The 22,500-nt window shown below is 71.3% G+C and carries 25 protein-coding genes; 4 read left to right on the forward strand and 21 right to left on the reverse strand.

The window, feature by feature from the left end:
* Nucleotides 1-4: 4 nt before the first annotated feature.
* The 3 genes from AB0F56_RS28700 to AB0F56_RS28710 form a co-directional block, all read right to left on the reverse strand.
* The gene (locus AB0F56_RS28700; RefSeq protein ID WP_362014623.1) at nt 5-694 is read right to left on the reverse strand and encodes a transglycosylase SLT domain-containing protein; all 690 of its coding nucleotides are present in this window, start codon (nt 692-694) and stop codon (nt 5-7) included.
* 394 nt (nt 695-1,088) lie between these two features.
* On the reverse strand, nt 1,089-2,411 hold the full coding sequence (locus tag AB0F56_RS28705; RefSeq protein ID WP_362014625.1) for a PhoH family protein: 1,323 nt from the start codon (nt 2,409-2,411) through the stop codon (nt 1,089-1,091).
* A gap of 376 nt (nt 2,412-2,787) precedes the next feature.
* Nucleotides 2,788-3,549, reverse strand: coding sequence for an isoprenyl transferase (locus AB0F56_RS28710; protein WP_362014627.1), 762 nt, complete (start codon nt 3,547-3,549; stop codon nt 2,788-2,790).
* Between the two features lie 110 nt (nt 3,550-3,659).
* Here AB0F56_RS28710 and mgrA point away from each other — a divergent pair, with 110 nt between their 5' ends.
* Nucleotides 3,660-4,697 (forward strand): L-glyceraldehyde 3-phosphate reductase, encoded by a 1,038-nt coding sequence (gene mgrA, locus AB0F56_RS28715; protein WP_362014628.1) that lies wholly within the window; start codon nt 3,660-3,662, stop codon nt 4,695-4,697.
* Nucleotides 4,698-4,989: 292 nt separating this feature from the next.
* On the opposite strand, the gene AB0F56_RS28720 is transcribed toward mgrA, so the two are convergent.
* The gene (locus tag AB0F56_RS28720; RefSeq protein ID WP_362014630.1) at nt 4,990-5,415 is read right to left on the reverse strand and encodes a helix-turn-helix domain-containing protein; all 426 of its coding nucleotides are present in this window, start codon (nt 5,413-5,415) and stop codon (nt 4,990-4,992) included.
* Nucleotides 5,416-5,501: 86 nt separating this feature from the next.
* Here AB0F56_RS28720 and AB0F56_RS28725 point away from each other — a divergent pair, with 86 nt between their 5' ends.
* On the forward strand, nt 5,502-6,704 hold the full coding sequence (locus AB0F56_RS28725) for a winged helix DNA-binding domain-containing protein (RefSeq protein ID WP_362014632.1): 1,203 nt from the start codon (nt 5,502-5,504) through the stop codon (nt 6,702-6,704).
* 5 nt (nt 6,705-6,709) lie between these two features.
* On the opposite strand, the gene AB0F56_RS28730 is transcribed toward AB0F56_RS28725, so the two are convergent.
* Both AB0F56_RS28730 and AB0F56_RS28735 read right to left on the reverse strand, forming a co-directional pair.
* Nucleotides 6,710-8,206: a DUF2079 domain-containing protein gene (locus tag AB0F56_RS28730; protein ID WP_362014634.1), complete on the reverse strand. Its 1,497-nt coding sequence runs from the start codon at nt 8,204-8,206 to the stop codon at nt 6,710-6,712.
* A 25-nt stretch (nt 8,207-8,231) separates the two neighbouring features.
* Nucleotides 8,232-9,026 (reverse strand): A24 family peptidase, encoded by a 795-nt coding sequence (locus AB0F56_RS28735; RefSeq protein ID WP_362014636.1) that lies wholly within the window; start codon nt 9,024-9,026, stop codon nt 8,232-8,234.
* A 40-nt stretch (nt 9,027-9,066) separates the two neighbouring features.
* Here AB0F56_RS28735 and AB0F56_RS28740 point away from each other — a divergent pair, with 40 nt between their 5' ends.
* Nucleotides 9,067-9,477 (forward strand): DUF192 domain-containing protein, encoded by a 411-nt coding sequence (locus AB0F56_RS28740; RefSeq protein ID WP_362014637.1) that lies wholly within the window; start codon nt 9,067-9,069, stop codon nt 9,475-9,477.
* On the opposite strand, the gene AB0F56_RS28745 is transcribed toward AB0F56_RS28740, so the two are convergent.
* A complete protein-coding gene (locus AB0F56_RS28745; RefSeq protein WP_362014639.1) occupies nt 9,438-10,571 on the reverse strand; it encodes a hypothetical protein in 1,134 nt (377 codons plus the stop codon). The genes AB0F56_RS28740 and AB0F56_RS28745 overlap by 40 nt on opposite strands.
* Before the next feature lie 94 nt (nt 10,572-10,665).
* Entirely contained in the window at nt 10,666-11,031 is a 366-nt protein-coding gene (locus AB0F56_RS28750) for a hypothetical protein (RefSeq protein WP_362014641.1), read from the reverse strand.
* Between the two features lie 553 nt (nt 11,032-11,584).
* On the opposite strand from AB0F56_RS28750, the gene AB0F56_RS28755 reads away from it, so the two are divergent.
* Nucleotides 11,585-12,262: a hypothetical protein gene (locus tag AB0F56_RS28755; RefSeq protein WP_362014643.1), complete on the forward strand. Its 678-nt coding sequence runs from the start codon at nt 11,585-11,587 to the stop codon at nt 12,260-12,262.
* A 10-nt stretch (nt 12,263-12,272) separates the two neighbouring features.
* Here the strand turns inward: AB0F56_RS28755 and AB0F56_RS28760 are convergent, their stop codons facing one another.
* From AB0F56_RS28760 to AB0F56_RS28820, 13 genes are all read right to left on the reverse strand, one after another.
* Nucleotides 12,273-12,890 carry an OmpA family protein gene (locus AB0F56_RS28760; RefSeq protein WP_362014645.1) on the reverse strand — a complete coding sequence of 206 codons (618 nt, stop codon included), beginning with the start codon at nt 12,888-12,890 and terminating at the stop codon, nt 12,273-12,275.
* Between the two features lie 11 nt (nt 12,891-12,901).
* Nucleotides 12,902-13,447: a hypothetical protein gene (locus AB0F56_RS28765; RefSeq protein ID WP_362014647.1), complete on the reverse strand. Its 546-nt coding sequence runs from the start codon at nt 13,445-13,447 to the stop codon at nt 12,902-12,904.
* Between the two features lie 62 nt (nt 13,448-13,509).
* The gene (locus AB0F56_RS28770; protein ID WP_362014649.1) at nt 13,510-14,193 is read right to left on the reverse strand and encodes a pilus assembly protein TadG-related protein; all 684 of its coding nucleotides are present in this window, start codon (nt 14,191-14,193) and stop codon (nt 13,510-13,512) included.
* On the reverse strand, nt 14,193-14,408 hold the full coding sequence (locus AB0F56_RS28775; protein ID WP_362014651.1) for a Flp family type IVb pilin: 216 nt from the start codon (nt 14,406-14,408) through the stop codon (nt 14,193-14,195). The genes AB0F56_RS28770 and AB0F56_RS28775 overlap by 1 nt, the downstream gene beginning before the upstream one ends.
* Nucleotides 14,409-14,525: 117 nt before the next feature.
* Nucleotides 14,526-15,227 carry a response regulator transcription factor gene (locus AB0F56_RS28780; RefSeq protein WP_362014652.1) on the reverse strand — a complete coding sequence of 234 codons (702 nt, stop codon included), beginning with the start codon at nt 15,225-15,227 and terminating at the stop codon, nt 14,526-14,528.
* A 13-nt stretch (nt 15,228-15,240) separates the two neighbouring features.
* Nucleotides 15,241-16,128 (reverse strand): DUF5936 domain-containing protein, encoded by an 888-nt coding sequence (locus tag AB0F56_RS28785; protein ID WP_362014654.1) that lies wholly within the window; start codon nt 16,126-16,128, stop codon nt 15,241-15,243.
* Nucleotides 16,129-16,141: 13 nt separating this feature from the next.
* Nucleotides 16,142-17,083, reverse strand: a complete 942-nt coding sequence (locus AB0F56_RS28790) for a type II secretion system F family protein (protein WP_362014656.1) — start codon at nt 17,081-17,083, stop codon at nt 16,142-16,144.
* A 19-nt stretch (nt 17,084-17,102) separates the two neighbouring features.
* A complete protein-coding gene (locus tag AB0F56_RS28795) occupies nt 17,103-18,446 on the reverse strand; it encodes a CpaF family protein (protein WP_362014657.1) in 1,344 nt (447 codons plus the stop codon).
* A 2-nt stretch (nt 18,447-18,448) separates the two neighbouring features.
* Nucleotides 18,449-18,907: a TadE family protein gene (locus AB0F56_RS28800; protein ID WP_362014659.1), complete on the reverse strand. Its 459-nt coding sequence runs from the start codon at nt 18,905-18,907 to the stop codon at nt 18,449-18,451.
* Nucleotides 18,904-19,293: a TadE/TadG family type IV pilus assembly protein gene (locus tag AB0F56_RS28805; protein ID WP_362014661.1), complete on the reverse strand. Its 390-nt coding sequence runs from the start codon at nt 19,291-19,293 to the stop codon at nt 18,904-18,906. Before AB0F56_RS28805 ends, AB0F56_RS28800 begins: the two co-directional genes overlap by 4 nt.
* 3 nt (nt 19,294-19,296) lie before the next feature.
* Nucleotides 19,297-20,610, reverse strand: coding sequence for a P-loop NTPase (locus AB0F56_RS28810; protein ID WP_362014662.1), 1,314 nt, complete (start codon nt 20,608-20,610; stop codon nt 19,297-19,299).
* Between the two features lie 7 nt (nt 20,611-20,617).
* Complete coding sequence (gene cpaB / locus AB0F56_RS28815; protein WP_362014664.1) at nt 20,618-21,322, reverse strand: Flp pilus assembly protein CpaB; 705 nt, start codon at nt 21,320-21,322, stop codon at nt 20,618-20,620.
* Between the two features lie 54 nt (nt 21,323-21,376).
* The gene (locus tag AB0F56_RS28820) at nt 21,377-22,462 is read right to left on the reverse strand and encodes a hypothetical protein (protein WP_362014666.1); all 1,086 of its coding nucleotides are present in this window, start codon (nt 22,460-22,462) and stop codon (nt 21,377-21,379) included.
* Between the last annotated feature and the right edge of the window lie 38 nt (nt 22,463-22,500).

Genomic DNA, 22,500 nt, shown 5'->3' on the forward strand with positions numbered 1-22,500 from the left:
GGTACTAGTACCAGCGGTTGGCCTGCCAGAAGTTCCACGCGCCACAGGGGCTGTCGTAGCGGTTGTTCATGTAGTTCAGGCCCCACTTGATCTGGGTGGCCGGGTTCGTCTGCCAGTCGGCGCCGGCCGACGACATCTTCGAACCCGGGAGGGCCTGGACGAGACCGTACGCGCCGGAAGACGGGTTGGTCGCGCGGTAGTTCCAGCCGGACTCGTGGTCCACGATGTTGCTGAAGCACTGGAACTGCGAGGCCGGGATCATCTGCCGGGCGATGGCCTTGACCTCGGCGATGGAGTAGGAGCCCTGCGCGGAGAAGCTCGCCGCGTCGCGGACCGAGGAACGCTCGGCGCGCTCGGCGGCCTCCTTGCGGTCCTTCTCCGCCTTGTCGGCGGCCTTCTTCTTCGCTTCGGCGTCCTTGGCGGCCTGGATGCGGGCCGATTCCTCCGCGGACTTCTTCGCGGCCGAGTCGGCCGCGGCGGCCTGGACAGAGGCCTGCTCCGAGAGCGAGGAGACCTGAACCTGGGCCTGCTCGCCCACGGGAATGTCCGCGAGCAGCGTGGTGTCGGCCGCGGTGGCCTCGAAGTTGTCGCCCGAGGGCTGGGTGTCGCCCGAGGCAACACCCACGACGGCGCCGACGGTGGTGACCGCAGTGGCCGAAGCCACCGCGAATCCCCGGACCGAGATCCGGCTCACACGGTTTCCTTCCAGCATCGCCCACACAGGTGACCAAGCGGGCGAAATCGTGCCCCTTGCGCTGGTCTCCGACGTACTGGGTCACAGAAGACACGGGCCCGTGGTGCTGTGGGCGGCATACGGCGAACGGCTGTTGAGTTGTGTGGTGCCACACCCCTGGAGGTGTGCGTGGGCCGTATGCGGGGCCTGACGGAAGCAAGACTCTGCCGGACGCCGACACCGCAAGGCAATTCCGTGTTGCGTGTGAAAGCTCACACCTCGTAAGTCACAGAAGTTTTGGCCGATTTACCGGACAGCACGGCGCCGCCCGGCTAAGCTCCTGCGCTCTGCCGGGCGGCGCCAACTCCCATACCCGTACGGGAAGGTGCTAATCGGTCCAATGGGACCGAACGGATCAGATCTGGCCGTCCTCCAACATCTCGGTCACGAGTGCGGCGATCTGCGAGCGCTCCGAGCGCGTCAGCGTGACGTGCGCGAAGAGCGGATGCCCCTTCAGCTTCTCGACGACGGCGACGACTCCGTCGTACCGGCCGACCCTGAGGTTGTCGCGCTGAGCCACGTCATGGGTCAGGACGACACGGGAGTTCGCCCCGATCCGGGACAGAACGGTCAGCAGAACGTTCCGCTCCAGCGACTGGGCCTCGTCCACGATGACGAACGCGTCGTGCAGGGAACGGCCCCGGATGTGCGTGAGCGGCAGGACCTCCAGCATCCCCCTGCCGAGCACCTCCTCGATGACCTCACGGCCCGCCACGGACGACAGCGTGTCGAAGACGGCCTGCGCCCACGGGCTCATCTTCTCGGCCTCGCTGCCCGGCAGATAGCCGAGCTCCTGGCCGCCGACCGCGTACAGCGGACGGAACACCATCACCTTCTGGTGCTGCCGGCGCTCCAGGACCGCTTCCAGGCCCGCGCAGAGGGCCAGCGCCGACTTGCCCGTACCGGCCCGGCCGCCCATCGAGATGATGCCGACGTCCGGGTCGAGGAGCAGATCGAGCGCGATCCGCTGCTCGGCGCTGCGGCCACGGATGCCGAACGCCTCCCGGTCGCCGCGCACCAGGCGGACGTTGCCCTCCGCCGTGATCCGGCCGAGCGCCTTGCCCCGCTCGGACTGCAGGACCAGACCCGTGTGCACCGGAAGCTCGGCGGCCTCCGGCACGTACAGCGTCTCCTGGTCGTAGAGGATGTCCACCTGGTCGGCGGAGAGGCCCAGTTCGGACATACCGGTCCAACCGGAGTCCGTGATGGCGAGTTCCGCGCGGTACTCCTCGGCGAGGAGACCGACCGAGGACGCCTTGATGCGCAGCGGCAGGTCCTTGGAGACGACCGTGACGTCGTACCCCTCGGCCTGCAGATTGCGCGCGACGGCCAGGATCCGGGAGTCGTTGTCCCCGAGCCGGTAGCCGGCCGGGAGGACACCGGGGTCGGAATGGTTCAGCTCGACACGCAGGGTGCCGCCCAGATCCCCGATGGGGAGCGGGGCGTCCAGACGCCCGTACCGGACCCGGAAGTCGTCCAGGAGGCGCAGGGCCGCCCGGGCGAAGTAGCCGAGCTCGGGGTGGTGCCTCTTGGCCTCCAACTCAGTGACCACGACGATCGGGAGCACGACCTCGTGCTCGTCGAACCGTGACACGGCGTTGGGGTCGGCCAGCAGGACGCTGGTGTCGAGAACATAGGTGCGCCTGTCGGACAAGCGGCGCTTAGTGCTGGTCACCACGGAAGGACAGACCCCCTTTGACGACCCCTGAGAGGTCGGGGCGCGACGGAAGCGGTGTCGCTGCGGGATGGGACCGGGCTCTGGCCACGATGCGCGGGCCGAGCTCCGGCCCTCCGCTCCGTCCGTACATGTCCTGCACGGTCGTCCTGGTGCAACGGGCCTCCCGGGTGGCGGTCTCCGTGCCGCTCACTCTGGAAGGGATATGCCCTCGATCACGCGCCGCCATGCCATGGCATATGACGACGTGTTCGTGAACAGAGTCGAACGTGTGGCGATCGCTCCCGCGGACGGACCGGGGAGAAGGGAGTGAAGAGGGTGAAGCCGGTGAAGGGCGTGCCTGAAGTGCCCGGGGTGCCTGGGGTGACGCGGAGGTGGCTCAGGATCCGTAGCGGCGGTGACGCGCCGCGTAGTCACGCAGCGCCCGCAGGAAGTCGACCTTGCGGAAGGCCGGCCAGTGGACCTCACAGAAGTAGTACTCCGAGTGCGCGCTCTGCCACAGCATGAAACCGGACAGCCGCTGCTCACCACTGGTCCGGATCACCAGATCCGGGTCGGGCTGGCCCCGCGTGTACAGGTGTTCGGAGATGTGTTCGACATCCACGATCTCGGCGAGCTCCTCGAAGCTCGTCCCCTTCTCCGCGTGCTCCAGGAGCAGCGAACGGACCGCGTCCGCGATCTCCTGACGGCCGCCGTAGCCCACCGCGACGTTCACGAGTATCCCCGTGTTGTCGTGCGTGGCCTGCTCGGCCTCCTTCAGCACGGACTGCGTACGCTCCGGCAGCAGATCGAGCGTGCCCACGTGGTGCACCCGCCAGCGGCCGTCGGCCGCCAGGGCGCGCACCGCGTCCTCGATGATGGCGAGCAGCGGGCGGAGCTGGTCCTCGGGCCGGTTCAGATTGTCCGTGGACAGCATCCAGAGCGTCACGACCTCGACGTCCGTCTCGGCACACCAGCCGAGCAGCTCCTGGATCTTGTCCGCGCCGGCCTTGTGGCCCTGCTCGGGGGTCCCACCGGAGGCCTTGGCCCAGCGCCGGTTGCCGTCAAGGATGACGCCGATGTGCTTGGGCACCTGGGCGTGGTCGAGGCGGCCTTCCACCCGGCGTGCGTAGAGCCCGTACACCAGGTCGCGCAGGTTCACTGTTCTTAACCCCTCCATGCCGCGGCGTTCCCCGAAGCCGACACCCTACTGCGGACGGGTAACAGGCTCCCAGCCCGGGACTGTCACAAGTCCGTGATAAGCAGAGATACGTGACTGATTCCCCGATCTACACCGCCTCCGCGGACCGCTACGAGCACATGGAGTACCGCCGCACCGGCCGCAGCGGACTCAAGCTCCCCGCCGTCTCCCTCGGCCTCTGGCACAACTTCGGCGACGACAAGACCCTCGGCACGCAGCGCGCGATCCTGCGCCGCGCCTTCGACCTCGGCGTCACCCACTTCGACCTGGCGAACAACTACGGGCCGCCGCCCGGCTCCGCCGAGCTGAACTTCGGCAAGATCTTCGCCCAGGACTTCGCGCCGTACCGGGACGAGCTGATCGTCTCGACCAAGGCCGGCTACGAGATGCACCCCGGACCGTACGGCGAGTGGGGCTCCCGCAAGTACCTGATGTCCTCGCTCGACGCCTCCCTGAAGCGGATGGGCCTCGACTACGTCGACATCTTCTACTCGCACCGCTTCGACCCGCACACCCCGCTGGAGGAGACGATGGGGGCGCTCGCCTCCGCCGTCCAGCAGGGCAAGGCGCTGTACGTCGGCGTCTCCTCCTACACCAGCGAGCAGACCGCCGAGGCCGCGCGGATCCTCAAGGACATGGGCGTCCCCGCGCTCATCCACCAGCCGTCGTACTCGATGATCAACCGCTGGACCGAGGAGGACGGCCTCCTCGACACGCTGGAGGCGGCCGGCATGGGCTGCATCTCCTTCGTGCCGCTGGCCCAGGGCCTGCTCACCAACAAGTACCTGAAGGGCATCCCGGAGGGTTCGCGGGCCACGCAGGGCAAGTCCCTCGACCCGAACCTGCTCTCCGACGAGGTCCTGCGGCGCCTGCGCGGCCTGGCCGAGATCGCCGAGCGCCGCGGCCAGTCCCTGGCACAGCTGGCGCTGTCGTGGGTGCTGCGCGACGAGCGGATGACCTCCGCGCTGATCGGCGCGTCCAGCGTCGCCCAGCTCGAGGAGAACGTGGCCGCGCTGACGGCGCCGCCGCTGACGGAGGAGGAGCTGAAGGAGATCGACACCTTCGCCGTGGACACCGAGGGCACCAACATCTGGGCCGGCCGGGGCTGAGACGCCCTGATCCGCTGAGGCGAAGGCAAGCCGGGGGAAAGAAAACGGGCCGGTCCGTGGGGGGGATACGGACCGGCCCGAGGGGGGGTTTCCACCATAACCCTTCATAAGCGCTGCTGCGTGCCACACGACACCGCCGGTCCCACCCGGTTTCCCCGGAGCCCAGTCGGGACAAGGGCCGTGAGGGTCTCTGGCGGGTTTGCGCCCCGGCGTGGCGGCGGGTTCCGTACCTCCCAAGAGGGACCCCCTCGGGTGGGCCTCCGGTTGACGGACGACCGCCGCCCGAAGCAGGTCAGGCTGCCTCCACCGCGCCATCGGCAGCGCCCTCGGAAGCCTCGTCGGAGACGTCCTGGGAGACCTCCTCGGCCGTGCGCCGGGCTTCCTTGATCGCGAGGATCTCCGCCATGAAGGACTCGCCCCAGTCCCCCAGCGGCAGCAGCGCCGTGTTCAGCGCCTCGCCGAGCGCGGTCAGCGAGTACTCCACCCGGGGCGGCACCTCCGGATAGACCTCCCGGTGGACGATCCCGTCCGCCTCCAGCTCGCGCAGCTGCTGGATCAGCACCTTCTCGCTGACGCGGGCGATCTGCCGCCTCAGCTCACCGAAGCGCGTCGCGCCGTGCGCGTGCAGCGCCCACAGGATGAGCGGCTTCCACTTGCCGCCGACGACATCGACGGCCGCGTCGAGCCCACACCCGTACTCGGTCTTCCCCTTGGCCATCGCCAACTCCTCGCCCGGTCCCGACTCTTCGGCCCCTATGGGCAAGGCGGACAGCCCCTGACCTATTCCGCGCCTACCGTCGGCACATGACGACCTCCACCCCGCCAAAGGTCAGCTGGGCACAGGCCGACGCCCGCAGGATCCACCGGCAGTTCCTGGACCAACCCACCGACGCACCGCCCGCGACGGTGGCCGCCGCGATGCTCGGCGCCCACGCCCAGGTCCTCTCCGCCGCCGAACTCTCCCTCGCGCTGCGCACCACGGACTCCACCCGGGTGGACGTACGGGCGGCGCTCTGGGAGGACGGCACGCTGGTCAAGACGTACGGCCCGCGCGGCACGGTCCATCTGCTGCCCGCCGCCGACCTGCCGATGTGGACCGGCGCCCTGTCGGCCATCCCCACCGGCGCGAACCCGATGCCGGCGGACGTACGGATGACGGAGGAGCAGACCGACCAGGTCCTGGCGGCCATCGCCGACGCCCTCACGGACACGGAGCTCACCGTGGACGAGCTGACGGACGCGATCGTGGCGCGCACCGGCCCGTGGGCGGGCGACCGGGTCATGGAAGCCTTCCAGGACAAGTGGCCGCGCTGGCGGCAGATCACCCACCTGGCGGGCCACCGCGGAGTGCTGTGCTTCGGCCGGGACCGCGGCCGGAAGGTCACGTACACCAACCCCGGGGTCCGCCCGGCGGAGGGGACGGGGGCGCTCGGCGACCTCGTGGCGCGCTACCTCCACGCGTACGGCCCGGCGAGCCCCCGGCACTTCGCCAAGTGGCTCGCGGCCCCGGTCGGCTGGGCGACCGGGCTCTTCGCCTCGCTCGCCGGGGCGGGCCGGATCGAGGAGGTGGAGTTCGAGGGGGCGCCGGGGTGGGTCGTCGCCGGAGACACCACGTTCCCGGACGCCCGCCCGGCGCGCGGGGTGCGGCTGCTGCCGTACTTCGACGCCTTCACGATCGCCTCGCAACCGCGCGAGTCCCTCTTCCCCGGGGACGCGTACAGCCGGGCGCTCGCGGGCGGCCAGGCCGGGAACTATCCGGTGCTCCTGATCGACGGCACGGTCGCGGGCGTCTGGCACCAACGCCGGTCGGGCCAACGGATCACGGTGACGGTCGAGCTGTTGAAGTCGCTGAGCTCGCCGGAGTCGTCGAAATCGCCGAAAACGCCGCACCCGCTCAGCGCGACCCGGCTGCGGGCCCTGGAGGCGCAGGCCGAACGTGTCGCCACGATCCTGGAGGGCCGTGCGGAGCTGGTGGTCGGGCAGGTGACGGTGGGCCCGCACGCGTAGGGCCGCTAGTTCGGGGATCGGCGCAGGAGGGTCACGCCGTCCCGGGCGGCCACCACCTCGTACCCGTGCTTCTCGCTCGCGGCCCGGAGCTCGGCCTCCTGCTGCTCGGCGGGGTAGGGCCACGGGCCGCTCTTCTGCGGCCACGCCTCCGGCGGTACGGAGTCGTAGACGATCCACTCGGCCGTCGGGGCGGGCAGCGGGCCGGTCTCCCGGAGGTCGAGGCGGGTGTCCACCGGGAACGTCGGGAAGATCATCACCTCGCAGCGCGAGGTGAGCTGCGGGGCCAGCCGGTTGGAGGCGGCGACGGTCGCCCCGTCCGGGACGCGCGCGAGCAGCGCGCGGGCGGCCTCGATGTGCGGCGTGGTCCGCCAGGTGGGCCGCTGGACGAGCTGGGCCAGCGGGAACGACGGCAGCAGCACGGCGGTCACGGCGAGGACGGTGACGAGGGAGGCGCGCACGTTCCGGGCGGACTTCTCCCGCGCGAGGACGTCGATCAGGCCGGCGAGGACGACGGGCATGAGGATCGCGCTGTAGTGGTACGCCGTGCCCCAGTGAAAGGGGTTCTCGGAGACCATCCGCCACCCGAGGGTCGGTACGGCGATCATCGCGAGCGGCGAGCGCAGCGCGAGCAGCGCGGACGGGGCGAAGACCAGGACCAGGGTCAGCGCCTTCACGTCGGGGCGCAGGGCGTCGAGCGGCGCGTGGGCCAGGGTGGAGAGCAGCGAGCCGTGACCGTCGGCGAGGTTGCCGCCGTGGGCGTAGCCACCACCGAGGTTGAAGGCGGGCAGCAGGAACTTGATCTCGACGAGCGAGCCGAGCAGCCCGACGGCCGCGGTGGCGATCCCGAGCCGCCGGGGCCCCTTGACCGCGACGTACACGCCCACGGCGGCGAGGGTGAGCCCCAGGTCCTCCTTGATGAACAGGAGCGGCGCGGCCCAGGCGACGGCGGCGCGCCAGCGGCGGTGGGCGAGCGCTTCGAGGGAGAAGGCGAGCAGCGGTACGGCGAGGGCGACCTCATGGAAGTCGAACGCGGCGGCGGAGGCGATGCCCCAGCTGAGCCCGTACCCGGCGGCGACCGCGTGCGCGGCGCGCACACCCAGCGCACGCCGGGCCCAGCGGGCGAGCGGGACGACGGCGAGGGCGAGGAGGGCGGACTGGGCGACGAGGAGGCAGAGGGGCGAGGGCCAGAGGCGGTAGAGGGGGGCGAGGGCGGCGAGGAGGGGGTGGAAGTGATCGCCGAGGAGGTTGAAGCCGGCGCCGCGCAAGGGGACGACGGGGGCGCGGAGTTCGGCGTAGGCGCGGACGGCCTGCTCGAAGATGCCCAGGTCGTATCCGGTGGTCCGGAGGAGCTGATGGCGACGGACGGCGACGGTCGCGTAGAGCAGACAGAGCCCGGCGGCCCACGCCCAGGGGAGGAGGGCGGGGTGGCGGTACCAGGGGGCGGGGGCGGGAGGCGCCTCCGGCTGCGAGTCGACGGGCAGTTTGTCAGTCAATGTCCGCATGTGCCGGAATGCTAGGCCGCGAACCTCAAGGGGAGGCGGAGAGCGCGCCGAGGAGCAGCCCGAGCAGGGTCCCACCGATCATGAACGGCCCGAACGGAATCGCGGACTTCCGGCTCCCGCGCCGGACGAGGACCAGACCGAACCCGTACAGCGCGCCGAAGAGGAAGCCCGCGAAGGTACCGGCGAACAGAACCCCCCAGCCGTACCAGCCGAGGACCGCGCCGACGGAGAGCGCGAGCTTGACGTCCCCGAAGCCCATGCCGCCCGGCCGGATCAGATGCAGCAGGAAGTAGCCGCCGCCCAAGGCGAGTCCGCCGAGCAGGGCGTGGAGCCAGGATCCGGCGTCGTACGGGAGGAGTTCGGCGCCCAGGAGGAGGAGCGGGGCGACGGCGGCGAGCGGGAGCGTGAGCAGGTCGGGCAGCCGGTGCACCCGGACGTCGACGGTCGCGAGCAGCACGGCGACGGGCGCGCAGAGCAGCCAGACGACGAGCTCGGGCCGGGGCCCGGTGGCGGCGGCGAGCGCGGCGCAGGAGAGGGCGGTGAGGAGGACGGGGGTGAGGAGGACGGGGGTGAGGAGGCCGGAGGTGAGGAGGCCGGAGGTGAGGAGGCCGGAGGCGAGGGGTCGGGGCCGGCTCTCGCAGGAGCGGCAGCCCGGGGCGCCGAGCCAGCCGCGCGCAGGCCCCGCGAGGGCGTGGCCGGCCTCGCAGGTGTCGCGCCACGGCTCCTCCGGCTCGACCGACAGCCGGTACGCGGCGCGCGGCACGAGCAGCCCGGTGGCGGCGCCCCAGAGCGCGGCGACGGCGATCAGCGTGGCGAACACCCGCCGCACCCTACCCAGCCGCACCGCTACCGTCTCCCCCATGGGGAGACCGGGGAAATGGCGCGACGGCGGAGCGGACTTGCTGGTCGGTGCAGCGGAGGACTCGATCCCGCTGGAGGTGGCGGCCTCCTACCGGGCCCGGCGGCGCGGCCTGCTCGGCCGGGACGGCATCGACGGGGCGATGCTCATCACCCCGACGAACAGCATCCACACCTTCGGCATGCGCTTCGCCCTGGACGTCGCCTACCTGGACCGGAACTTCACCGTCCTGGACGTCGTCACCATGAGACCCGGCCGGCTCGGCATGGTGCGCCCGCGCGCCCGGCACGTACTGGAGGCGGAGGCCGGGGCGATGGCGGGCTGGGGGCTGGTGAAAGGCGTGAGGGCGCAGATCCGGGTGACGGATCCGGGTCACGGGGGTCCTGAGCCGAGGAGCGTGAAGGCGCCGTAGGCACCGGACGCGAGAGCGAGGCCGGTGAGTGCGAGGACCCGGTCGCGCGGGCGGAGCCGTACGAGCGCCACGGCGGGCGGCAGGAGCAGCCCGAACGCGGGCATCATCAGGCGCGGCCGGGAGCCGAAGTACGCGGCGCCGATGAGCGAGATCACGACGACCGCGATCGTGTACACGAGGAGCGGCAGCGGCTGCTTCTGCCGGACGCAGAGGGCGACCAGCCAGCCGAGCAGGGCGAGCGCGGCGACCAGACCGAGCGCGGCGAGCGGCGGGAGACCCCGGATGAAGCGGGCGAGGGCGACCCCGCCGTCGATCGAGTTGCCCCAGGCGGCCTGGACGTCGAAGTAGGCGGTGGCGCTGGATTCGCGGACGCCGACGTAGACGACGTACGCCAGCCAGCCCAGCGGCGCGAGCAGGACACCGGCCACCATGCGGGCGGACAGCTTCCGTTCGCGTACGACGGTGACGACGGCCGTGATGCCGATCGCGGCGATCAGGGCGGCGGCCGTCGGCCGGGTGAGCCCGGCGAGCGCGCACAGCGCCCCGGCGAGGATCCAGCGCCCGCGGAGGACGGCCAGGATCGACCAGGCGGCGAGGGCGGTGAAGAGCGTCTCGGTGTACGCCATCGACTGGACGAACGCGGTCGGGTACACGCCCCAGAGGACCGCGAGCACGACCCCGGCCTGCCGGCCCGCGACGTGCGCGCCGACGGCGTAGATGCCCCAGGCGGCGGCGAGGGAGGCGGTCCAGGAGACGAGGAGCCCGGCGGTGGCCGCGTCGACGGGGAGGACGGCGGACAGGCCTCGTTCGAGCGCGGGGAAGAGCGGGAAGAAGGCGAGGTCGGAGTGGACGCTGCCGTCGGGGAGGGTGACCTGATGGCCGTACCCGTTCTCGGCGATCCGGACGTACCAGACGGAGTCCCAGCGGCCGCGCAGCCGATGCAGCCCGTCCTTGCCGGTCCCGACGGCGGCGAGGGCGAGGATCGCGAGGCCGATGACGCGGGCGGCGGCGTAGCCGCCGAGGGCGAGGGTGAGCGAATCAGGCGTTCGGCGCTTTTGGGGCGCATCGGATGAACGGGACCGGTCTGGGGACATGCGCTCGATTATGTCCGGGCGGGTGGGGGCGGCCGGGGCGGGGGCGGGGCTCGTACCCGACCCCGTGCGCACCCGTACCCGTACCCCTGCCCCGTCAGCCCCCGGGGCGGATGCGTACGAACCGCGCCGCCATGACCGGGCCGAGCTCCTGGACGATGGCGTACCCGGGCTCGTGCGGATACGGCAGGTCGTTGAGGAACGAGGTGACGATGACCTCGTCGACGCCGAGGTCCCCGCGCGCGCTCTGCTCCTCCAGGAAGTCGAGCGTGCGCCGCCAGTCGGCCGCCGCGGGGTCCTCGCCGAGGAAGGATCGGACGCAGTTCTGGACGACGTCCCAGAAGAAGACGTGCGGCAGCACATCACCCTGACTGAAGATGTGGGACTCGTACGCTCCCCGGAACTCGGGGATGTGGGTCACGAGATCGCTGACCAGCCGAACGCTGGGGGATGTGGTCGTCATCGGCAGTCCACTTCGGTGCGGGCCCTGCGCCCGTTCGCACCAGGATGCGGCATGACGGCAGGAGTTATCCACAGGGGGTGCGAATAATCCCCCGTCCGTGGATCGTTGAGCCATGGCGGGAGAGACGGAGGAGTGGGTGAGGGTCGCCCGGGGCGGGGTGCTCCTCACAGCGTGGGCCTACGAAGCGGGATGGCCGGCAGGCAGCGGCCAGGTCGGAAGGCGGCTGCGCGCGGAGGGCTGGCAGCGGATCTGCCGGGGCGCATGGGCGGCCCCCGGCAAGGACGTGGACTGGCGCGTCCGCGCCCGAGCCCACCAGCTGCTCCGCCCGGAGCTGGTGTGCAGCCACGGCACGGCGGCGACACTGCACCGCATCGAAGTACTCGGGGGGTGGGGGGAGGGGGTGGGGGTGGGGGACCCCCCGAGGACAGGTAGCGGCGCGGCGCGTGGCACCTCAGCGGCGAGGCCGGCGGGGTCGGGGCCGACGGTGTCGGGGTCGGCAGCTTCGGGGCCGGCGGCTTCCGCAGCGCGGTCGGCGGCTTCGGTGTCGGCAGCGGTGCCGGATGGGCCGGGCGTCCTGGAGTTCACCGTGCGGCGCCCGCACTCCTCCCGTACCGGCGAGGGCGTGCGCGTCCATTCGACGGAGTACCTGGCCGACGCCGACTGCGTCATGCGCGCCGGCCTCCGGACGACGAGTCCGGCGCGGACGGTCGGCGACCTCATGCGAAGGTGCCGGACGCGCGAGGCGGCGGTCGTGGTCGCGGACTCGGCGCTGTCGCGGCGCACGGTCCGGGGCGTTCGCCGCGAACCGCTCGTGCACCGCGCGCAACTGGCGGCCGAACTGTCGGCGCCCCGCACCGGCGCCACCCTGGCCCGCCACTGGCTGAAGCTCGCGGACCCGGCGTGCGGCTCCCCGGCGGAGACGGTCGCCCGCCTCCACATGCGCGACGCCGGCCTCCACCCGGAGTCCCAGCCGCTCCTCGGGTCCCGCTCCGGCCGCACCCTGCGCCCGGACTTCCTCTTCCGGCGGGCGGGCCTGGCAGTCGAGATCGAGGGGTACGCCTACCACGGCACCCGCCAGGCCCACGACCACGACATCCGCCGCTACAACGACCTCGCCGACTGCCCGGAGGTCCGCCGGGTCCTGCGCTTCACGGCCCGGGACGTCTTCCGCCGCCCGGACGCCGTCGTCGCCACGATCCGGGCGGTGCTGGGGCAGTTGGCAGGAGGCTAGGGCGAGGGAGCTAGGGGGCGGGGGAGGTCGTGGTCGTTCGCGGGAAAGAGATCTCTACGCGGCGGTTCTTGGTGCGGCCTTCCTCGGTGGCGTTGGAGGCGATCGGGTAGTCCTCGCTGTAGCCGCGGATGTCGAACGTCTTCCCCGGTTTGAGCGTCTTGGCCAACTCCTGCTGCACAGCGTCGGCGCGCTCCTTGGAGAGCTTGAGCCCGTGCTCGTACGTCCCGAGGTCGTCGGTGAATCCGAAGACGCGGACGCGGCTGGAGTTCTGCTTGTTGATCTCGACGGCGATGGCGGCGATGCGGGCGGTGGCGGCGGGGCCGAGCTTGGCGCTGTCCTTCCCGAAGAGCACCTCGGCCTGCAGGGCGAAGGTCACGTCGACGTTGGTGTCCTCCCGCCGCTGCTCGCCGCCCTCCTCCTCGACGACCTGCTTGATGTCGAGCACCTTGGGCGCGGCGAGGGTGGCCCCGTCGGGAAGCATCAACTCGGGTGAGTTGGCGTCGATCTCGGGGGGCGGGGACGCGCTGGAGGTGGAGTTGGGGGGATCGTCGGCGAGGACGGGGCCGGTTGCGGTGACGTAGAGGAGGAGGGTGAGGGCGGCGAGGGGGGCGAGGTGGCGGGGTGTCATGGCGGCGTCCGTCAGGAGAGTTTGATGGTGCCGGGTTCGAAGGTGGGGAGTTGGAAGGTGACTTCGGTGGTGCCGGCGGGGGGTGCGGGGAATTGCATGAAGACTTCGGATGAGGCTCCGGACCGGAAGATGTCGAGTCCGGTAGTGGTCAGGGGCCTGCCGTCCGTGTCCCGGAGGACGTAGTAGCGCTTCTTCGCCACCCCATCCACCAGCGTGGCGCCCCCCAGGGAATCGCCGTGCTTCAGCACTTCGGTCTCGTTGCCCTTCACGCCCTGCGGCAGGGCACGCGCCTTCTCGGAAGTGTTCGTCAACCGCCCCTTGACCGTGAGGAAGGCTCCGGCGTCACGCTGGGCCGAGGTGATCGTCAGCTCGAAACCGTCCTGCCCCTTGAGTACGGCCAAGGTCTCCTCCGGCGCCTCTGGCGCCTCCGACTGAGGCTCTTTGTTGCCTTCGCTCTTGGGGGACGAGGAACTCGTGGCGGGCTGGGTATTCGGAGGTTCATCGTCACTGCCGCAGCCGGCTACGCCGAGGACCAGGCCGGCCGTGGTGACCGCCACGGCCCACCCCCTGAGGGCCGTCGTTGCGTACCGAACACTCATGAACGGGATTCCTTCGTTTGTCAGTCGGCCAGTCGTACGGTGAAGAGATCAGCGGCGCTGGGCAGTTCCGGATCGTCGGGGTCGATCGTCCACGGGACACCGTTGCACGTGAGACCGAGAATCGGGGCCGGTTCGGTCGGCGTGGGTTCTGGCTCCGGCTCCGAGGAGGGATCAGGGTCGGGATCGGGTGTGGGCGGTTCAGGTTCCTGAGTCGGTTCAGGAGCCTTGAACGTGCAACGCGATTCCAGCACGGCGGTCGCCTTCGCTGTGGCGTGCTGGTTCTCCGTCCCAGGGACGACGGAAGAGCCGACGGAGTCCAGAGTGCGAACCTCCACTCGGAATCCCTGCTCACCGGCGGGGAGGGAGACACAGCCCTCTCCCGAGAGTTCCGCGTCGTTCTTGGCGGCGAAGGAGACCGCGCGACCACATGCGACGGACTCGTCGTACGCGAGACCCGAGAGGAAGTCACCCCACTGTGCGGGGTCGAGAATGACTCCCAGCCAACCATCCCTGAGCTGATCGCGGGCGTCCTGTGCTGCAGCCAGTGCCGCAGCGTCTGCGGCTGTCTGGGCACCGTTCCGGGTTGCCGCGGCCTGGCCGACGGCGAAGTACGCGAAGGCTAGAAAGAGCAGGCCCGCCATCACTGTGATGTAGACAGGGAATGCCTGCCCCGAATCCGTGCGGCGGCATCTGCCGACCGGCATTAGTCGATGAGGTCGGCGATCTTGTTCGAGATCGCGGTCCGGATCGTGTTGCCGATACTCGTCCCGCTGATCGCCACCACGATCGCCACGACCACCACGATGATCCCCAGGTACTCGACCGCCGTCTGGCCGCGGTCGTTTGTCGTCCTCGTGCGGAGCCAGGCTTCGACGTGGAGTTTTGCCTTCGTCGCAGCCTTCAGCATGAGGTCGCTCATGGTCGCCGTCCCCTCCGGATTCGTACATCCCCGTGCCGCTGCCGAGTTCGGCACGCGCACGGTACGTCAACACCACCTCCTCCCCACAGGGCCCGTAGGCCCAAACACGGGCCCAGCTCATGAGGCGGCCCTTGTGCCGAGCCAGGCTGCTATGGCTTCGCTGCGGGAGGTGGCGTGGAGTTTGGCGAAGATGCGGTTGATGTGGTTCTTGACCGTTTTCTCGCTGATGAAGCATGTGTCGGCGATCTGCCGGTTGTTGAGGCCCGATGCGATCAGGTCCATCACCTCCCCCTCCCTCACGCTCAGTCCAAAGCGTGACACATTCGGTTGCATCTGCGAAGCCCCGGAGCCAAATCGCCATCCGGTCGAGACAATTGGCCGCACACTGCCGTGTGCAGTCGCACCCCGCACCACTCCCACCAACGCGTTGGCCGCCGTCGGGGTGAAGCGGGCGCGGCCCGCTCGTACGTCGCGGACGGCTGTCACGAGTTCCTCGGCCGTGAACTCGCCGTGGACCAGGTAGCCCCCGGCTCCGAGGCGGAGTGCCTCCTGGACGACCTCGGTCTCCACGCTGTACGTGAGCATCAGGACCGGGGCCACGCGGACCAGGTGCGGGAGGGCGGTGAGGCCGTCGACGATGGGCATGCGGACGTCGAGGAGGACGACGTCGGGGCGGGTGCGGCGGGCTTCGTCCATGGCGGTGCGGCCGTCGGGGGCCTCCGCGACGACCCGGATGTCGGGGGTCGCCGCGTCGAGCAGGGCGCGCAGGCCGGCGCGGACGACCGGGTTGTCGTCGGCGACGAGCACTCTGAGCGTCATCGTGTCCTCACCTTCACTCCCCCGTGATCGATCCGAGGTTCGTCCCCGAGCCGAGGAACAGGCCGGCGCCCAGGAGGATCATCGTCGCGGGGACCATGAGCGTGGTGATCACCATCGTGGCCTTGGGGACGGCCTTCGCGGCCTTCCGGCGGGCGTTCTGGGCGTCGGTGCGGCGCATGTCGTTGGCGATCTGTATGAGCGTCTCGACGATCGGTGCGCCGAGCTCCTCGCCCTGCTGGAGGGCGGTGACGAACTGTGCGACCTGTTCGCTGTCGTTGCGGCGGCGCAGTTCGTCGAAGGCCTGGCGGCGGCTCACGCCCATGTCCATCTGCCGGAGGGTGATGCGGAGTTCGTCGGCCCAGGGGCCTTCGTACTTCTCCGCCACCCTGTCCAGTGCCTGGCGGAAGCCGAGGCCGGCCGACACCACCACCGCGAGGACGTCCAGGAAGTCCGGGAGGGTGCGCTCGATCTGGTCCTTGCGGATGCGGATCGCCGACCAGATGCCGACCTCGGTCCAGAACGCGCCGAAGGCGAAGAGCAGCAGCGCGACGAGTACGTCGCCGTCGGAGAGCATGATCAGGCCGCCGAAGCCGCCGAGGAAGCCGTAGACGGCGCGCCGTGCTCCGTAGCGGTCGATGGTCAGGCCGCCGGGGTTGCCGGCCAGGTCGATGCGGCGGCGGACGGCGTCGACGCGCTTGGGGCCCATCGCGCGCAGGACGGCGGCGGAGTAGCGCATGCCGAGGCGGTCCACGACGGAGTAGACGGCGCCGGTGCGGGTGGAGCCGACTTCCAGGGCGAGTTGGAGGTCGTCGGGGAGTTTGGCGTCGGCCCGGTAGAGGCGGATGCCGTAGAGGATTCCGGTGACCGACAGGGCGGCGGCCAGTGCGAGGAGAAGGTTCATGTCCGTCCGCCCCTCACACGTCGATCTTCGAGAAGCGGCGGATGATCACGAAGCCGACGACGTAGAGCGCGAACGCGGCGACGACGGCGGCCTGGCCGAGGCCCGAGCCGGTCATCCGGTCCAGGGCCCCCGGCTGCATGTTGTCGATGAGGAGAAGGGAGCCGATGCCGATCACCGGGACGGAGTACGCCGTCATGCTCACCTGGGAGAGTTGTGTACGGACCTCCCTGCGCGTCTCTTTCCGTTCCTCCAGGGTCTCGGTGAGGTTGCGCAGCGAGGAGACGACGGTGCCGCCCGCCTTGTTGGCGAGGACGAGGGTGGTGACGAGGACGACGAGTTCGCGGGAGGGCAGACGTTCGGCGAGTTCGCCGAGCGCGTCGTCGATCGACGTGCCGACGGCGAGTTGTTGGGCGACCTTCTCCAGTTCGTCGCCGGCCGGTGCGTCGAGTTCGTCGGCGGCCATGCTGAGGGCCATGCGCAGGGCGAGTCCGGCCTGGGTGGCGTTGGCGAGGATCCGGGAGAGTTCGGGGAGTTGGTTGATGAACTTCTCGATGCGTTTCTGGCGCTGCCAGTTGAGGAAGCCCAGGGCGACCCAGATGCCGACGAGGCCGCAGATCGGGCCGAAGAACGGCGAGAGCACGGCCTGGCCCGCGATCCAGAGCAGGAGCACCATGACCGTCATGGCGACGACGAACTCGCCGGGAGTCACGTCGAGGCCGGTGGCGGAGATCCGTAGCTCCAGTTTCCGGCCGAAGGCGGTGCGTCGTACGCGCCGGTCGATGCCGCGGAAGCGGCGCCTGCGGCGGCCGGTGAGCTCCGGTTCGCCGGTCTGCTTGAGCCGGGCGACCAGCGCGGCGCGGTCGGCGGTGCCGCGGGCGTACGTGTGGATGCCGAGCACCCCGAGGACGCAGGCGAGCAGTACGACGCCGGTCACCGGCCAGGTCGACGAAAGCATCTCTGTTCCCCTCCCTCTCCTACTTCGCTTCTCGGGTGGTCAGCTGGTCGTCGGACGTGGCGACGCCGAAGGCCTGTGGGACGGGCTGGCCCGCCAGGTAGAGCCGGTCGGCGACGCGGCGGGGCAGCGGGTGGTACGCGTACACGCCGTACACGCGGCCGTCGGCGGCGAGCGGCTGTGCGCGGAAGGAGCAGACGGTGGCGAGGGTGAAGCGTTCGCGGCCGCGTGAGGCGAGGACGGCGATCTCGGTGACGCGGCGGGTGCCGTCGGGGTGCCGGGTGAGCTGGACGAGGACGTCGACGGCGCTGTTGATCTGGTCCCTGAGCGCCTCGAAGGGGACCTTGACCTCGGACATGGAGGCGAGGGTCTGGAGTCGCATGAGGGCGTCCTCGGCGGAGTTGGCGTGGACGGTGGCGAGGGAGCCGTCGTGGCCGGTGGACATGGCCTGGAGCATGTCGAGGGTCTCGCCGCCGCGGACCTCGCCGACGATGATGCGGTCGGGGCGCATGCGCAGGGAGTTGCGGACGAGGTCGCGGATGGTGACGGCGCCGCGGCCCTCGATGTTCGGGGGGCGGCTCTCCAGGCGGATGACGTGGGCCTGGCGGAGCTGGAGTTCGGCGGAGTCCTCGATGGTGATGACGCGTTCGCCGTCCGGGATCAGTTCGGAGAGCGCGTTGAGGAGGGTGGTCTTTCCGGTGCCGGTGGCTCCGGAGACGATCACGTTGAACTTGGCCTGCACGAGTCCGGCGAGCAGCAGCACCATCTGTTCGTCGAGGGAGCCGAGGCCGACCATCTCGCGGAGTGTGTACGCGCGTGGGAAGCGGCGGATCGTCAGGGTCGCCCCGGTGAGGGAGAGCGGCGGGATGATGACGTTGACGCGTTCGCCGGAGGGCAGCCGGGCGTCGACCATCGGGTTGGACTCGTCGACGCGGCGGTTGACGGTGGAGACGATCCGCTCGATGGTCTGCATCAGCTGTTCGTGGGAGGCGAAGCGGAGCGGGAGGAGTTCGACCCGGCCGGCCCGTTCGATGTAGATCTGGTCGGGGCCGTTGACCATGATCTCGGTGATGGAGGCGTCTTCGAGGAGGGGTTCGAGGACACCGAGGCCGAGGGCCTCGTCGACGACGCGGCGGATCAGCTGGGCGCGTTCGGCGGTGGAGAGGACGGGGCCTTCGCGGCTGATGATGTGGCCGAGGACGCGTTCGAGGCGGGCGCGCCGCTCGGTGGCGACGAGCGCGGACATCTCGGTGAGGTCGATCTCCTCCAGGAGCTTCGCGCGGAAGGTCGCGACGAGGTGGCTGTCCTCCTTGGCGCCTCCGACGCGGGGTTCGTCGGGGGTACTGATGCGGGCTCGCAGGCTCATGGCTACTCGCCCTCCTCGGGCACGGGCATGGTGGCGCTCTTCTCGATCCGCCCGAAGTCCCAGAAGGGGACGACGGACGGGATGTCCACGGTGACGGTGGCGACGGCCTCGCCGCCGCCTTCGCGGACGACGACTTCCGCGTTCGACGCGATCCAGTCGCTCATCGCGGACCGGCCGGCCCGTCGCGGGTCGATGCTCGCGTCGTCGTGGCCTTGGGCCCGGGCTGCGGCGCGCGCTCCCGTTCCGGCCTGCTGGGCCGCGTACGCGGCGATGCCGAGCTGGATTCCGGCGAGGGCGACGAGGAGGAGGATGGGGAGGAACCCGAGGTACTCGACGGCTGCCTGGCCGCGGTCGCGGGCGACCGCTCGTCCTCCGTCGCAGACGACCGCTCGTCCCCCGTCGCGTGGCGCGACGGTGCGTGGCGCGGCGGTGCGTGGCGCGGCGGTGCGTGCGCGGCTCATCCGGCTCCCGCCCCCTCGTCCTCCCGTACGACTCCGGCCTCGCCGGTCACGGTGAAGGGGAACGAGACCGTGCCCGGGACGAGGACCGGGACCTTGAGCCTCACCGTCGCCTGGGCCAGGTCGCCCGACGCGTCGCAGCCCACCCCGGCCGCCCACGCCTCGCCCACGTGCCGCTTCCCTGCCGCCGCGTAGTCGCCGCCGACCGCGCAGACGCGGGCCGCCTCGTCGGCGGCGTTGGCGGCCAGCGTGAAGGTGTAGCCGACCAGGACGCACTGCCAGAGCAGGACGAGCGTGATCAGGATGAGCGGCACCATGCCGAGGAACTCGACGGCGACCTGCCCCCTGTCGTCCCCTCGCGCCCGAGCTCTACGCCCCGAAGTCGGCATGGCTCAGCGCCCGCCCTTGCCGCGGGTCAGCCGGGCGAACTGCTTCCCGGAGCCGAGCTGCTTCCCCGAACCGGAACCGGACTGCCTACCGGAACCGGGCCCCAGCGCCGGCCGCTGTTCGCCGCCCGAGCCGACAGCCCCGGCCGGCGGGCCGACGAGCCCCAGCTCGCCGGCGAGCGCCCACAGGGCCTGCTTGACGCTCGACCGGGCGTCGAGTTCGTGCATGCGGCCCGCGTCGACGACGCCCTGCAGCTCCTTGAAGTTGGCCGGGACGACGACGCCCGCCATGCGCGTACCGGTGATCTTCTGGATGAGGGCGGGCTGGATCTCGGTGCCGCGGGTGTGCCGGTTGACCAGGACGGTCGTCTCCTCCGCCTTGCGGATCTGGAGCCGGTCCCACATCCGTACGGTCCGCTTGGCGGCCCGCACCGCGACCACGTCCGGGGTGGTGACGAGGACGGCCGCGTCGGCCATCTCGACGGCGGCGGCGTTGGCGCCGTTGAGGTACGTGCCGCAGTCGACGACCACGACGTCGTAGCGGGAGCGCAGGGCGCCGACGATCTGGCGGGCGGAGCGGTCGGCGACGTCCTCGCCGCGTTCGCCCTCGCCGGGGGCGAGGAGGAGGGCGATGCCCGTCTCGTGGACGTACAGGGCTTCCTGGAGGACGCGGGGCGAGATGTCGTCGACGGCGGCGAGGTCGGCGACCGAGCGGCGGAACTGGACGTCGAGGTAGGAGGCGATGTCGCCGCCCTGGAGGTCCATGTCGACGAGGGCGACGTTGCGGCCCGAGGCGCGGGAGGCCAGGGCGAGTTGGACGGCGGCGACGGTGGTCCCGACGCCGCCCTTGGCGCCGCTGACGGTCACGACGGTCCCTCCGGGTCCGGTGAGGACGTCCGTTCCGCCGCCGAGGTGGCGGCGGACGCCGACGGACCACTGGGCGGCGGCCTGGACGCGGCTGGCCAGCTCCTCGTACCCGAGCGGGAGGGTGACCAGGCCGCGCGCGCCGGAGTCCATGGCGGCGGAGAAGAGCACGGGGCTCGCGTCGGCGGTGATGAGGACGACGCCGACGGCGGGGAAGCGGAGGGCGACCTCGCGGACGAGTTCGAGGGCCGGCATCGGGCCGATCCGCTCGTGGACGAGGACGACTTCGGGGAGTTCGTCGAGGGACTGGGCGGCCAGCCGGGCGAGGGTGTCGACGAGCTGGGTGGAGTCGGCGACGGGCGCGCCGGGTTCGGCGCCGGGGAGCTGGCTGAGGAGGCTGATGACGGCGCGGGCCGCGTCGGGGTCGGCGACGGCCGGCAGGATCCTGGTGGTCATACCGGCCTCACTTGTCCTTGTCGAGCGTGTAGGTGCGGTCGTCGGGGGTGAGGGTGGGCTCGCCGCCGGGGGCGACGAGGGCGAGCCGTACGTGCTCGGCGAAGGACTCGGCGTACGCGACGCGCTGGGTGTCGAGCGTGGAGAGCGCGAAGGTGATCGGGACGGCTTCGGTGGGGCCGTTGCTGCGGTCGTCGCGGTCGGAGATGGGGGTGAGCTTGCCGACGTCGATGACGCGGGCGTTGCTGACGATGACCTTGGACTGGGCGGCCTTGCCGCCCTTCTCGCCGGCGAACGTGGCGTAGATGTTGACCGTGGCACCGGCGGTGATCTTGCCGGCGACGCCCGTCGCCGCGTCGATCATGATGGCGATCTCCTGCTGGCCGGGCTGGAGCGCGGGCCGCTTGACGATCATGTCCGACTGGAGGAGGGAGCCGGCTTCGAGCCGGGTGACGGCGATCTTGCCCCGGATCTGGTCGAGGTCGGTCACGGCGGTCTTGGAGAGCCAGCGCTTCGGCATCGAGATCTTCTCGAACTGCCCGTCGTTCAGCGGGGTGTGGGGCGCCACGTCGCCCTTGACGCGGTACGCGGTCACCTCGGGTCCGACCTTGGAGTTGACGTCGTCGATCACGGAGAGGACGCCGGCGAACGCGCCGAGGGCGCACAGGACGGACAGCAGCAACAGGATGACGCCACGACGCTGGCGAGAGTTCATTGCCGGACAACCTCGATCGGGGGTACGTAGGTCAGCGGACGGGACACGTGGGGCTCAGCGGGCGGGGTGCGTGGCCGGCGGGATGTCTCCCGGCGGCGGCGGTGACGGCGTCGACGGCCACGGGGGCGCCGAGGGCGCCGGTGCGGTCAGCGCGCGGGACGGGCGGTCGCCGGCGGCGGTCGGCAGCGCGTTCGGCGGGGCGGACGCGGGGGCCACCGAACGGGCGGCGGCCGAGGTGCCCGACGAAGCGCCCGACGACCCCACCGCCCCCGCCCCCGCGCCCACTCCCGCCGCGGTGCGCGACGGCGCGGGGGCCGTCGACGCGGCCCACGGCGCGGCGCAGAAGCCGCAGCGGTCGCCGATGAGTTCCATGCCGCACCAGTGGCAGGTCTCGCGCCGTACGGAGGCGACGAGCCGGTGGAGTACGGCGATGTCGGGGAGGTACGCGGTGAACTCGACGAGCCGCCCGGTCCCCCACCAGCGGGCCGACTCGGCGGGCAGCGGCGCCTCGTGGACGGCCTGGACCTGCCAGGTCGGGGCGAGCGTGCCGGTGGGCCAGTCGGTCTGGAGCTGGCCGCGGGCGACGAGGAGCTGGGTGGCGAACTCGGGTCCCGTGGGCGGTGCGACGCCCGCGCCGATCCGGACGAGCTGCGGGACGGGTCCGGCGAGCACGGCGAACTGGGCGCCGGGGAGCCAGCCCTTGACGTGCGACGTCAGGGTGACGGGCACCCGGTCGAGCTTGGCGACGGAGCCGAGGACGGCGCCGGCGTAGATGTAGTGGGTGAGCAGCCGGGCGGCCGAGGCGACGACGCCGGGGCTGAAGTCGCAGACGGAGAGCTGCCGCAGCTGCCGGGCCAGGACGGCGGTGCCGAGGGGCGGCAGGTCGGTCTTGACCAGGGCGATCCGGTCGCTCTCCAGGAGGGAGCGGATGGCGTGCAGGCGCTGTTCGGCCGGCTTGGGCAGGGAGCTCGGGCAAAGGACGATCACATGGCCGTAGCGGTCGAGGAGGAGCTGGAGGTCGGCCACGGCGGAGGAGAGGGACCGGGCTTCGGGTGCGGGCAGGACGGCGGCGGTGGGTGTCTGCTGGTCGGTCGGTGGCAGCACCAGGTCGGCACTGGTGACCGCGATCGCTGTCGGCACGTCGGGCTCCCCGTCCCCAAGTCCCCATGTCCCCATGA

The organism is Streptomyces sp. NPDC026092 (assembly GCF_040638605.1).
Classification (GTDB): domain Bacteria; phylum Actinomycetota; class Actinomycetes; order Streptomycetales; family Streptomycetaceae; genus Streptomyces.

What these genes read in the sequence shown, in the direction of transcription:
- AB0F56_RS28720 (WP_362014630.1), bottom strand. Translation starts at nt 5,415, where the DNA reads ATGGCCAAGGGGAAGACCGAGTACGGGTGTGGGCTCGACGCGGCCGTC.
- AB0F56_RS28725 (WP_362014632.1), top strand. Translation starts at nt 5,502, where the DNA reads ATGACGACCTCCACCCCGCCAAAGGTCAGCTGGGCACAGGCCGACGCC.
- AB0F56_RS28730 (WP_362014634.1), bottom strand. Translation starts at nt 8,206, where the DNA reads ATGCGGACATTGACTGACAAACTGCCCGTCGACTCGCAGCCGGAGGCG.
- AB0F56_RS28740 (WP_362014637.1), top strand. Translation starts at nt 9,067, where the DNA reads ATGGGGAGACCGGGGAAATGGCGCGACGGCGGAGCGGACTTGCTGGTC.
- AB0F56_RS28745 (WP_362014639.1), bottom strand. Translation starts at nt 10,571, where the DNA reads ATGTCCCCAGACCGGTCCCGTTCATCCGATGCGCCCCAAAAGCGCCGA.
- AB0F56_RS28750 (WP_362014641.1), bottom strand. Translation starts at nt 11,031, where the DNA reads ATGACGACCACATCCCCCAGCGTTCGGCTGGTCAGCGATCTCGTGACC.
- AB0F56_RS28760 (WP_362014645.1), bottom strand. Translation starts at nt 12,890, where the DNA reads ATGACACCCCGCCACCTCGCCCCCCTCGCCGCCCTCACCCTCCTCCTC.
- AB0F56_RS28770 (WP_362014649.1), bottom strand. Translation starts at nt 14,193, where the DNA reads ATGCCGGTCGGCAGATGCCGCCGCACGGATTCGGGGCAGGCATTCCCT.
- AB0F56_RS28775 (WP_362014651.1), bottom strand. Translation starts at nt 14,408, where the DNA reads ATGAGCGACCTCATGCTGAAGGCTGCGACGAAGGCAAAACTCCACGTC.
- AB0F56_RS28780 (WP_362014652.1), bottom strand. Translation starts at nt 15,227, where the DNA reads ATGACGCTCAGAGTGCTCGTCGCCGACGACAACCCGGTCGTCCGCGCC.
- AB0F56_RS28785 (WP_362014654.1), bottom strand. Translation starts at nt 16,128, where the DNA reads ATGAACCTTCTCCTCGCACTGGCCGCCGCCCTGTCGGTCACCGGAATC.
- AB0F56_RS28790 (WP_362014656.1), bottom strand. Translation starts at nt 17,083, where the DNA reads ATGCTTTCGTCGACCTGGCCGGTGACCGGCGTCGTACTGCTCGCCTGC.
- AB0F56_RS28795 (WP_362014657.1), bottom strand. Translation starts at nt 18,446, where the DNA reads ATGAGCCTGCGAGCCCGCATCAGTACCCCCGACGAACCCCGCGTCGGA.
- AB0F56_RS28800 (WP_362014659.1), bottom strand. Translation starts at nt 18,907, where the DNA reads ATGAGCCGCGCACGCACCGCCGCGCCACGCACCGCCGCGCCACGCACC.
- AB0F56_RS28805 (WP_362014661.1), bottom strand. Translation starts at nt 19,293, where the DNA reads ATGCCGACTTCGGGGCGTAGAGCTCGGGCGCGAGGGGACGACAGGGGG.
- AB0F56_RS28810 (WP_362014662.1), bottom strand. Translation starts at nt 20,610, where the DNA reads ATGACCACCAGGATCCTGCCGGCCGTCGCCGACCCCGACGCGGCCCGC.
- cpaB (WP_362014664.1), bottom strand. Translation starts at nt 21,322, where the DNA reads ATGAACTCTCGCCAGCGTCGTGGCGTCATCCTGTTGCTGCTGTCCGTC.